General features: G+C 61.0%; 1 protein-coding gene. It reads right to left on the bottom strand.

Going from position 1 to position 272, the window contains the following annotated elements; genetic code table 11:
- Window positions 1-272 (bottom strand): hypothetical protein (locus P8629_RS11860; protein ID WP_278166324.1); only part of this gene is annotated, 272 nt, incomplete at both ends.

The raw sequence follows: 272 nt of genomic DNA, 5'->3' as shown, positions 1-272 counted from the left end.
CGGCGCTTTGCCGCCGGGCATGCTCTTCATGGCGATATTGACGCGGATACAGGCGATCAGCAGCGAGTGCTGCAACAGCATCACCAACAGGCCGGGAAAGATGATCGCCGCGAAGCTGATGCCGGGGTTAAACACGTCCAGCGTTTGCCCCAGTATCGGCGTCAGCAGTATCTGCGCCTGCCGTTCGCTGAAACCGCTGCGCAGCAGCAGCCCGTTGTTGTACTCCGTCAGCAACTGCTGATAGGCCGCCACCACGTCCTGTTGGATCTGGC

Origin of the sequence: Hydrogenovibrio sp. 3SP14C1 (assembly GCF_029625905.1) — a bacterium.
Lineage (GTDB): Bacteria > Pseudomonadota > Gammaproteobacteria > Thiomicrospirales > Thiomicrospiraceae > Hydrogenovibrio.
The sequence above is the reverse complement of the archived record's forward strand: the minus strand, read 5'-3'. Positions and strand labels throughout refer to the sequence as shown.